Annotated in this window: 10 protein-coding genes; 2 read left to right on the plus strand and 8 right to left on the minus strand. The window is 36.0% G+C overall.

Annotation, left to right across the window (positions count from 1 at the left end):
* The first annotated feature begins 272 nt into the window (after positions 1-272).
* Positions 273-575, plus strand: a complete 303-nt coding sequence (locus F6K27_RS21345) for an RNA-binding protein (RefSeq protein ID WP_124147488.1) — start codon at positions 273-275, stop codon at positions 573-575.
* 471 nt (positions 576-1,046) lie between these two features.
* On the opposite strand, the gene F6K27_RS21350 is transcribed toward F6K27_RS21345, so the two are convergent.
* From F6K27_RS21350 to F6K27_RS21360, 3 genes are all read right to left on the minus strand, one after another.
* The gene (locus tag F6K27_RS21350; RefSeq protein ID WP_287278264.1) at positions 1,047-2,231 is read right to left on the minus strand and encodes an aspartate aminotransferase; all 1,185 of its coding nucleotides are present in this window, start codon (positions 2,229-2,231) and stop codon (positions 1,047-1,049) included.
* A gap of 263 nt (positions 2,232-2,494) precedes the next feature.
* Positions 2,495-2,782: a zinc ribbon domain-containing protein gene (locus F6K27_RS21355; RefSeq protein WP_353736041.1), complete on the minus strand. Its 288-nt coding sequence runs from the start codon at positions 2,780-2,782 to the stop codon at positions 2,495-2,497.
* A 2-nt stretch (positions 2,783-2,784) separates the two neighbouring features.
* Positions 2,785-3,960, minus strand: coding sequence for an iron-containing alcohol dehydrogenase family protein (locus F6K27_RS21360; protein WP_287278266.1), 1,176 nt, complete (start codon positions 3,958-3,960; stop codon positions 2,785-2,787).
* A gap of 662 nt (positions 3,961-4,622) precedes the next feature.
* On the opposite strand from F6K27_RS21360, the gene F6K27_RS21365 reads away from it, so the two are divergent.
* The gene (locus F6K27_RS21365) at positions 4,623-4,922 is read left to right on the plus strand and encodes a hypothetical protein (RefSeq protein WP_124146878.1); all 300 of its coding nucleotides are present in this window, start codon (positions 4,623-4,625) and stop codon (positions 4,920-4,922) included.
* Between the two features lie 648 nt (positions 4,923-5,570).
* Here the strand turns inward: F6K27_RS21365 and F6K27_RS21370 are convergent.
* From F6K27_RS21370 to F6K27_RS21390, 5 genes are all read right to left on the minus strand, one after another.
* Complete coding sequence (locus F6K27_RS21370; protein ID WP_287278260.1) at positions 5,571-6,176, minus strand: class I SAM-dependent methyltransferase; 606 nt, start codon at positions 6,174-6,176, stop codon at positions 5,571-5,573.
* 35 nt (positions 6,177-6,211) lie between these two features.
* The gene (upp, locus tag F6K27_RS21375; RefSeq protein WP_124146881.1) at positions 6,212-6,844 is read right to left on the minus strand and encodes a uracil phosphoribosyltransferase; all 633 of its coding nucleotides are present in this window, start codon (positions 6,842-6,844) and stop codon (positions 6,212-6,214) included.
* Positions 6,845-8,379: 1,535 nt separating this feature from the next.
* Positions 8,380-8,763, minus strand: a complete 384-nt coding sequence (gene folB / locus F6K27_RS21380; RefSeq protein ID WP_287278261.1) for a dihydroneopterin aldolase — start codon at positions 8,761-8,763, stop codon at positions 8,380-8,382.
* Between the two features lie 9 nt (positions 8,764-8,772).
* Positions 8,773-10,011: a URC4/urg3 family protein gene (locus F6K27_RS21385; protein ID WP_287278262.1), complete on the minus strand. Its 1,239-nt coding sequence runs from the start codon at positions 10,009-10,011 to the stop codon at positions 8,773-8,775.
* Positions 10,012-10,130: 119 nt separating this feature from the next.
* Positions 10,131-10,262, minus strand: a complete 132-nt coding sequence (locus F6K27_RS21390) for a hypothetical protein (RefSeq protein WP_287300912.1) — start codon at positions 10,260-10,262, stop codon at positions 10,131-10,133.
* Positions 10,263-10,500: the final 238 nt, after the last annotated feature.

Consider the following 10,500-nt stretch of genomic DNA (forward strand, 5'->3'; position numbering starts at 1 on the left):
GACCTTTAGATGTAATATCTTGGATTTGTAGTGAGGCGAAATAAAATATAGTAGAAAAACCTGCTTGATTCTCAACCATAAGTATACAAATCTATTTTGAGCAAAACTTTCTTTAATTTTTGCTATTGCTACATCGAGCTTGTGATATAATAGAATATGTTATCGGTTTCGAGGATCTGTTTAAGTTCGATGGGCGTTTTCCAGTTTTTCTTTACAGACTTGTCTCCGAGTTCTATGTTGTTTAAATTTTTAACTGATTTGGGAGACAGTCTATGTCAATATATGTGGGTAACTTATCCTACGAAGTCACGCAAGAGGACTTAAACGCAGTATTTGCTGAATATGGACAGGTAACAAGAGTTCACTTACCTATAGACCGTGAAACAGGTCGATTACGTGGTTTTGGATTTGTGGAAATGGTCAATGAGGAGGATGAAGAAAAAGCAATTGAAGCTTTGGATGGTGCAAGTTGGATGGGTCGTGACATGAGAGTTAATAAGGCCAAGCCACGAGAAAATAAGGGTGGTGGTAACTACGGTGGTGGCGATAATCGTAAATTCTCTCGTAACAGATAATAACTTATCAAAAACGTTGCTAGAAAGAATGTCCCCTCAAATAGACATAGGTGTAAAAAAGAATGTAGAAACGTTGAGCACTCAAACAGAAGACAGGGATCGGGGAGAATAGGAAAACTCGATCTAGACCAATAGCAGAGGTTATTTGAACGCTAATAAATGGACTGTATATAACCTCTCTACAAGAGTTGCTAGCATAGAAATATTTAATTTCTGGAAATGTCTAATGTATTGGGTGTAAGCATAAACGTGTTAGAAAAAATAGACCATATCGGGATATATCTGAAAGCAGACTCTAAAGTGGAAGAAAAAAAATCTGTAGACTGATCAAACCAAATATCTTCAATTAAATTACAAAGTTTTGAGCTACAGTTGGTTGTTAAGTATTCAGAAATCCAGAGAAAATAATAGTAAAAATCAAAGACTCAGCTAATGATGCTAGAGTCTTTCTTCATATAAAATTTTGCTAATTCAATGATAGGAAATTCCTACCTGCTGAAACCGACTTAATACTTCACCCAAACGCTCACATTCAGCAATTAAACTAACCCTCACATAACCCTCTCCTCCACTACCAAAAGCATTTCCAGGAGTCACCACAACCCCAGTTTTTTGTAATAAAGACAAAGCAAAATCAGTAGATCCTACTCCTGCTGGACAAGGTACCCATAAATACATAGTTGCCAGAGTTTTCCGCACATTCCAACCCAACTTTCCTAAACCTTGAATCAGAAAATCTCGACGTTGCCGATAACGCTCTTGAACCTGATGTAAAAATTCATCCGGTAACTGTAAAGCAGTTTCAGCAGCTGACTGTAGAGCAGCAAATAACCCATAATCTAAATTAGTCTTCAAAGTGCGTAACCCTTGAATAATCCGAGAATTACCAACCACAAAACCTACTCGCCAACCAGCCATATTATATGTTTTAGACATAGTGTGAAACTCAACACCAATATCCTTTCCTCCAGGAATCTCCAATAAACTTGTAGGCTGATAACCATCAAAAGCTAACTCAGCATAGCATAAGTCGTGAACCAGCATAATTTCATACTTTTTAGCAAAAGCCACAATATCCTGGAAAAATTCTCGTGGGGCAGTAGCACCAGTGGGATTACTAGGATAATTAAAATAGAGAATCTTCGCTTGCTCTGCAACACTATCGGGAATATCCCCTAAATCAATAATCCAATCATTTTCTGGTTTCAGTAAAATGCTATGAATCTTACCTCCAGCAATTAAAGGGCCACGAAAATGGGCAGGATATGCAGGATTAGGTGCTAAAACTAAATCTCCTGGATTCACATAAGCCAAAGCTAAATGAGTTAAACCTTCCTTAGAACCCAACAGTGGTAAAGCTTCACCCTCTGGGTCAAGTTTTACATTATAACGACGGAAATACCAATTAGTAATTGCTTTCCTGAAACTAGCAGTACCTTCAAAAGGCGGGTAACCATGGTTAGTTACTTTTTGTAAAGCGGCGATGGCGGCCTCTACCACAGGTTGAGGGGTCGCCCCATCAGGGTTTCCCATTCCCAAGTCAATTAAATCTAGCCCTTGTTCGCGGGCACGAGCTTTTAGTTCGTCTAAACGGGCAAAAACATAAGGTGGTAGTGCTTGTACTCTGTTTGCGGGACTAATCCAATCCATATTTATTACAAGTTGAAGCAGAAAATAGGTAGTTCAACAATTAATAATTAATAATTAATAATTAACAATTATCTCTCCTTGAAAAGAAGAGGATTGACTAATAATGAAAATTTTGTCTTCTCTTGGTCGATGGTTGGCCAGCTCAGAGACCTCGCCATACCTCGACCGCTTGTTTCTCCTTTAAAGGAGATGTTTTAAACCTTAATTATTCGGTAAAAGTGAGACTACTTAAAATAAACTATTTTTTTCAAAACATCAGATTTCAATCTTCAGAAATTAGCTGTAGTATCTGCATAGGTATCAATTCGTGACATCTCCCACACGCTCGCTGACGCTATAGTGTGGGCTTCTCGTTTCGTAGTCCCGGTATCCCGTCGGACTCCACGAGCTTTAAGGACGGAATGCCCTACCGCCCTATTTTTGATATTTATCGCCGCATTTAAGTCGCGGTCTATTACTATGCCACAATGGGAACAAGAATGAGTTCGTATGTTTAATTCTTTAGGGACTTTTTCTTCACAATTTGAGCAATCTTGGCTAGTATTTTTGGGGTTCACAGCTATAATCTTTTGTCGAACATTTCCGGCTTTGACACTAAATTTTGTTTCTCTGGCTCTTGTGGGACTGTTGTTGAAACCATTGCTGCTACTAATTGCTCGGGAATTACCCTAAATGGTAAGCGATGAATATCAGAATTGCTATGACAAGCAACTTCAGCAGCACCCCATAATTCAGACAAACTGATTTCTCCTAACCCTAAGTCACCCAAGGTTTTTGGTAAACCAATCTCATCATAGAATTTTAACAGTTGCTGTCTAGCAGTCATAGCTAGTTGGTTGCCTTGTAGCATTTCTTCCAACCTTAGTTGGACTAATATACCATAAGCAACTTTTTCTCCATGTAATGTACCATGACTTGCTGACAAATGAGTTAGGCCATTATGAACAGCATGGGCAGCGACAGTCCGACATTGAGCACCGCCAATACCTCCAATTAAACCTGCTAATAAGACTGTGGCATCAACAACTTCTTGCCAGGTTTCTCCACCAGGTTCTTGTAAAGCTACTGTTGATTTTTGGAAGAGAATATCTCGCAAAACTCTTGCTTGTTGGACAGCAGCAACGGTCATTGTTCGTTCTGAATGGCCACTACTAACTGAGGCTTCGTACCATTTGGCGATCGCATCCCCAATACCAGCTACTAAGATACGGGCAGGCCCAGTTTTGATTAAACTATAATCCAGAATTAGCAGGTCTGGACATTTAGCTAGACTAACATCGTACAAGAAAGCGCCTTGGTCTGAGTAGATGTTTGATAATGCAGTCCAAGCTGCACAAGTGCCTGCTGAGGTGGGAATGGTGACTATGGGTAAGTGACTTTGGTGGGCTAAGAGTTTGGCTGTGTCGAGAGCTTTGCCACCACCAACACCAATTATCAGGTCTGCTTTTTGAGTTGTGACGATTTGGCGAAGATTAGCTAGGCTAGCTTCACTACAGTCCGACCCGTAGTTGGCCTGAGTAAATTTTAAATGATGATTTTGTAGTAAAGGCCCAAGGTGTGGTTGAATGATATCCAAGGAGCGATCGCCTCCTACAATTAAGGGGTTACCACCAAGATGGGCGATCGCTTCTCCTGATTTGGCCAGAGCATTTTTTCCCCGAATAATTTGAGTTGGCGCAATATTTAGGGATAATATAGTTGTTGCTGGTTGGCAGGTATTGGTCTGTTTAATCATGGCGACAAAGGCTAGATTAGAGTCAATTTTATTGAGTATAGGCAAATATTGTTATACTTGCCAGGCTTTCCTGAAAATTTTTAATTTTTTTTTGAATTTATTAAGTTTTATACTAAAGATTGATTATTAATTTTTTTACTGGCTACTGCTAGAGGAATATAATTGAGTATATTATAAATATATGGTGTTTACACATTAATTGTGAAACTAAAAAGTTTTCTGTACTTTTTTCTACTCCATCAAGTATTTAATTATCTAGATAAAATATCAATCTCAGAATGATTTTTTAACTCTTAAAAAACTAACGGCAATTGATGCATTTAGCTATATATTATATCTATACTAAAACCGAAATCAATACAATTCAAACGGTAATTTTAAACCAAGCTGATAGCTAGTTAAAATAATATTTTTTTGACTTATGTAATAATTTTATTCACTCAAACTAAATATTATGTCTATAGTAATAAATATTTTTTCAAGAGGGTTAAAATTTGATAATTTTTTATACTTAACAAGTATTTATTATCCTCTAATTAATGTTTCTTCAGGTATAAAAGTTTAAGCCAGGAGTAGGTACAGTCAAATTTATTAAAATCTCTAACAGTCATAGTATCAGACAAGACTAAGTCTTTGCACAATTAAATTGGGGAGCAAAAACAATGAAAGGTTCATTTGCGCAATACGCTCAAGAAAGCAGCACAGAGATAATACTTTATTATATCAATGGTAATTCAGAGACCTTTAGTTTACCAATCAATTCTCAACAGTTTCAAACTATATTACCACAGTTACTCCAACAACCTTGGATAACTTTTCACTTAATAGATCAAACAGTTTGTATTTCTACAGAAAAAGTGATGAAAATTGAAATAAAACCACCAATAAATCAAATGCAGGGAGAAGGCATCTTTGCCAATTCTCAGAGAATCACCCCTTTACAACGTAATGCTACCAGATAACAAATAATTGAATTTAATAATTTTTTTATAGTAATCATAGAAATGAACAGTGAGCAAATAAAATCAAATGGGAGATTGAATTTATGGTATCAATTAGCAATTTAGAAAAAACTGGTAAATGATTTATTTGAGTTCAGATGACTTTCCCTAGTGATATGAGACAATAAAATAAAATCGGCTTGATTATGCAAAGCCAATTAATTTTTTTAAATCATATCATAGAGAATGTTAAGATAGAATAGGTAATAAAAAAATGCAGTACTCGAAAAAGCGTATAAATTCTGATACTCAAAATAGTAAACAAGACCAAGGTGTGCCCAATAGAATTGTTAGTCTAAGTCGCGGTATTAAGATTCACTGATTAGGTACAATTGGATTTGTACTTCTAGATGCAATTCTTGTATATATTGCTTGGACAAGTGCTTACTCAGTTAGCTCAGAGCTAGTCAGAATTTATGCTAATTAACCAACATTTTTGTTGCCAATTTTATTAATTACTCTAAGTAATATAGCTACTGCTAGTTTGTATGGCGATAGCGAAAGTCATTGTCAGCTTTTTAGCTTATTAAAAATCTGACATTTGCTCAAGTAATTTTACTATTACTGGCTTTTTTATACCAACCAGAATCAATCTACTTGAAGTTACAATTATTTAGTAAAAATAGTTAGTAATACTGCTCCTAACAAATACTGATTTGCTTGTAAATTTAATCCAACCTCTTTACCTAATTGTTCGCGAGCTGTTGGACTATAAAGCTTAATTCCACCAGGAGAAATACTCAAAAACTGAAATTCATCTTGCCACTTAAAATAGGAATCAACTAAGTAAAAATATCCTCCTGGGCGTAAAACTCGACTCACTTCATTAAAAACTTGTTGAGGATGAGGATAATGTAAAAAACTAATTGTATTAAAAACAGCATCAAATTCTTCATCGGCAAAAGACATTTCTTCAGCATTTCCTAGTAAAAAAGTTAAACTTTCTGGATGAGGATTACGACTATTAGCTTGATTAACCATTTCGGGAGATAAGTCTAAACCAGTACCTTGAAGATCGGGAAAATTAACAGCAAGACGATGCAGAAGTTTTCCAGTACCACAACCTAAATCTAGTACATTTGATGGACTTGGCAGATTTACATATTCCAGTAATCTTTGATGTACCGCTTGATAAACTACAGATGGAAATAACCAATCATAATTAGGTGCCCAAAGATCGAAAAATTTTTGTTTAGAGGAAATATTATTTGTCATATAGCAGTTATGTTTGAGTTCATAGGAAAATAAAATTATCTCGTTCCATACAAGCGATCGCCCGCATCTCCTAATCCTGGAATAATATAACCGTGTTCGTCTAATTTTTCATCAATAGCAGCAGTATATAAGGGTATCTCTGGGTGATATTTATGGAAATGTTCAATTCCCTCTGGTGCTGCCAATAAACACAGAAATCGAATTGATTCTGGGTTAGATTCTTTAATCCGATCGACTGCTGCTACTGCTGAATTTCCAGTTGCCAACATGGGGTCAACTATTAACACATCTCGCTGCTCAATATCATGGGGGACTTTAAAATAATATTCTACAGCAACTAAAGTACTAGGGTCACGATACAAACCAATATGTCCCACTCTTGCTGTAGGTATTAACTCTAAAATCCCATCAAGAAGTCCTTGACCTGCTCGCATAATGGAAACAATCACCATTTTTTTTTCAGCAGCTAACATCGGTGCTTCCATCAACTTCATTGGTGTCTGAATTTGTTGATATTTTATTGGTAAATCGCGAGTTACTTCATAAGCTAATAACATTCCTATTTCTTTGAGCAGTTGGCGAAATTGAGCAGTGGTAGTTTCTACTTGACGTAATAATGTCAATTTATGCTGAACTAATGGATGATTAATGATAGTAGTTTTTGTCATTTTATGACCTAGTTTAATTCATCAAATTATACAGAAAATTCCCTCGTATATGAAGTACAGATATTAATAATTAAATGTTCCCTGTGTGGGCATTTTGCCCGCTATGGGTGTATCTCACGACTGGTGGAATATGCTGTATATAATTACCGATTTATGTAATACCAAGTATGATGATTTTTTGCTAAAAATATCTGTTGCCTGTTGCTTATAACCATAGTAGTCTTTTCAATAATTAATAATTAATAATTACCTCTTCTTTTCAAGGAGAGAATTGACTAATCATGAAAATTTTTCTTCTCTTGGTCGATTGGATATGGCGAGGAGACCCGCTCTTGACAGAGCCGCTCCGAAGATCGCCATCCCACCCTTCGGGAAGCTGCGCTAACGACCGCTTATTATCCCCTTAAAAGGGGAGGCGCATACCCACAATTTTTCGGTAATATGAAATACAAAAAATTGTGCAAATATAGGACTCTCCCTATCTCCCTATCTCCCCATCAATCTTTGGTAGCAAACATTAACGTATTTCATATAACATTCTTTTTTTCACACTGGTATAATACCAATTACCATGCATTAATGCTTAACTTAGGTATCAATTCAATTATTAGGTAATTAACACAAACAGAATTACCTTTTTGATAATTAGCACCCTAGGAGTGCATTAATTATTCTTATGTTTATTTCTCTGTACGGACCCATGCAACGTCCCTACCTATTTCTCTGTTCAATAAAATGTAGAAAAGTTTTTGATCGATGGTATAAGTGGGTATAAATAAACCTGAAAACGAAGAATATAAAAATGAAGTATGAAGGCAATTTTCAAGATATTTTTACTGTTTTGAATATCCATCGCAATTTAATATTTACAGATAATTAAATCCACCTAATTAATGAATCAAAAATCAGGGTAATTGACATAGAAATTTAACCCCTACCTAATTGATGCACTGTAGGTGAGGTGTAGGGTATCAAACAATGTAGTGAAAGAAGTAATATCATATACAGATAAGAGCGTTACCAAAAAACTTTCTCATACCTTTTACTTCAAACTCCCTATTCTTCCCTCCTGACTCCTGAATTCTGACTCCTCTGCTTATAAATATTCAACCGGACATCATATAAGTAGACAACAGCAACTATATAATGGATAATTTTTATACTTTTACAGGACTAATATCATGTCCGGTAGCATCGGTATTGTAAGCGTGAAGGTAAGAAAGCAAGGAAGAAGGAGGAAGGTTTTAGTTATCTAGGAGAGAGGGAAGAAGGCTTAAAAGCTTGAAAAAACGTAAATTTCCTGTAGATATTCACCCTTGGTTTTACACAAACGATAAAGTGCGGACATGATATAACCTGATGCCATCTAAATTATTAGAAAATAGAGAACTTTAGCTGAACCGTCTCTAGAGCAAATTTAGATAGAATTTACGATAGTAACGAGGTACATTTTTTTGACTTTATTAAATTCTCGAAAAATCAAAATAAAGTATATACTTCACCACATTAAAAAATCATCTAAATTACCAAATGTATTAACTAAATGAGTTATATACTAATGCTTCCTTTGCTCTAGTAATTTCAATAGTAACTTTGCCACTAAAATCTGGTATTGGAGCTGCTAACTTAGTTAAACTAACCTTGATATTTTGTACTAATGGTTCTTGCAAAATAGCCGTAGCTATCGCATCAGCTACTTTTTCCAATAAAGCAAACTTAGAATTTTTTACAAGCTTTTGGACAGTATTAATTATGCTGCTGTAATCTACAGTATCTTCCAAAGCATCGCTTTTACTTGCAGCATTCAAATCTAACCCTATAGTTAAATCTACTTCAAACCATTGTCCCAATACTTTTTCTTCCGGAAAAAACCCGATGTATCCGTAGCAGCGAATTCCAGTAATTGAGATTGAGTCCATAATTACTAATTAAAAAACTGTTCCATCACTCTTGATTTTAATCGGAGGCGCACCATCCTTTCTTAATTCTGTTGCTATTTTTCGCCCTGCTGTCCATGTGCCCCCTTGTAAGATTTTTACCAGTGGTAATTCTGAGGTATTTAAGTTAAGTTTTTCTTGAATTACTTGAGCAACTTTGTCTAAAAGACTAATAGTTAGCGCTCTCCATTCTACAATAATTTCTGAACCTGGTAAATGTTGTTGTTGTAGAATCAAAGGATTTTTGATTTTTATTAGTTCCATATCTATAAATAAGCCACCATTCCGATATTCTGCTAATCCAGTTAAATCATCTAATCCAATTATTTTTAAACCCAATTCTTGTAATGGTTCGAGCAATGAATATGTTAACCATTGAGATAATTTATGAAAAGGTATATATTCATCCCCCAAGCGATCGCTTTTGAGCAGAGAATGAGGCCAAACATCTCCTAAATTAATACCTGAAATAGTACTGCGCCCTGGCCAAATATCTCCCAATCCCTCCAATACAGCATTTAATACTGAAGTAGCTTTAATTGCTTCTTTATTGGCCTGATTTTGCCACAAATAATCAACCATATTTCCTGGACGTGGACTATCAATACCAAATAAATGAGAATCTTGATTTAAAACTTGCCCCAAGCGTTGCAGCAATTCCAGACGACCTTCAAGACCCACCAAGGGATTTTCTGGACTAACTTGGAATCCTTGAGTTAAAGTCTGGACATCAATTTGTGAAAGTCCTCTAGTATCTGCTTGCCAGGGAAAATCGGGATTACTAGAAAAAAAACCTTGACAAAATAGTCGGAAACTGCAAACTGCCAAACCTTCCGAACGACTAAATATTAAGCCAGTTTCAGGTTCAGTGTATTGCCAGTTTGCACCCGCACCCGCATCTAGTAGTACACTAATAATGGCTAAATCAAATTTTACCTTGGCTTTTTCTACAGGTGTGAGTCCTGCCAACATTTGGTCAAGTTCAGCTAGGCGAGGCACATCTCCTACTTGGAAATGTCGCCAACGACTATGGAAGGGTATATCTAGTTTGGGATACTGAGCATAAATAATATTAATGACATAATTAGCGCATTTATCTAGTTGAGTTAAATCGACTTGAAAATTATTGAGTTGGTCTTGACAAGCAAGATTAAAGATGCAATCACACCTTTCTCGAATGGCCTGGGCAGTTCTTAGGTATGTAATAACTTCTGGAATTTTTTTATTCATTAAAAGTCAGAGTTAAGAAATATAATATAAATAGTAAGCTAGAAAAAAATTATCACCGAAAAATTGGGTCTGAAGCCTCCCCCTTCTAGTCGGAAGTAATAACTATAACTGGCTGCACTCTACAAACAGCATCCCGATTCGTCCCCATAAATTAAGTCAATCTCTCTGGCCACCGTCGCGAGTTCTAGAATTTCCAGGTCATTCTGCTTGACAGAGAGCTTGTGTAGATTTTGCCGTTGTTGATGGCTCACTCGTGTAAACTTCCAAATCACCCTCTTTTTTTGAGCAACTGACGTACATACTCAGGACTCAAGTTCATTTGCTGTTCTCGGCGTAGTTTTTCAGCTAGTTGCAGACTGTTGTATAGCAATGAGCGCTGGCATCTTTACATATTACATAAATATTGATAATGTAACATAAAAGTAACTGTATGAGCTGTATTTTTCATAAATTAGGCGATCGCTAAAGGTTAAAGTTTTAAGGATGCGT

The organism is Okeania sp. SIO2F5 (assembly GCF_010692685.1).
Classification (GTDB): Bacteria; Cyanobacteriota; Cyanobacteriia; order Cyanobacteriales; family Microcoleaceae; genus Okeania; species Okeania hirsuta.

Coding starts and splice junctions, on each gene's coding strand:
- folB (WP_287278261.1), bottom strand. CDS start 8,763: ATGGACTCAATCTCAATTACTGGAATTCGCTGCTACGGATACATCGGG.
- F6K27_RS21360 (WP_287278266.1), bottom strand. CDS start 3,960: ATGATTAAACAGACCAATACCTGCCAACCAGCAACAACTATATTATCC.
- F6K27_RS21370 (WP_287278260.1), bottom strand. CDS start 6,176: ATGACAAATAATATTTCCTCTAAACAAAAATTTTTCGATCTTTGGGCA.
- upp (WP_124146881.1), bottom strand. CDS start 6,844: ATGACAAAAACTACTATCATTAATCATCCATTAGTTCAGCATAAATTG.
- F6K27_RS21345 (WP_124147488.1), top strand. CDS start 273: ATGTCAATATATGTGGGTAACTTATCCTACGAAGTCACGCAAGAGGAC.
- F6K27_RS21385 (WP_287278262.1), bottom strand. CDS start 10,011: ATGAATAAAAAAATTCCAGAAGTTATTACATACCTAAGAACTGCCCAG.
- F6K27_RS21365 (WP_124146878.1), top strand. CDS start 4,623: ATGAAAGGTTCATTTGCGCAATACGCTCAAGAAAGCAGCACAGAGATA.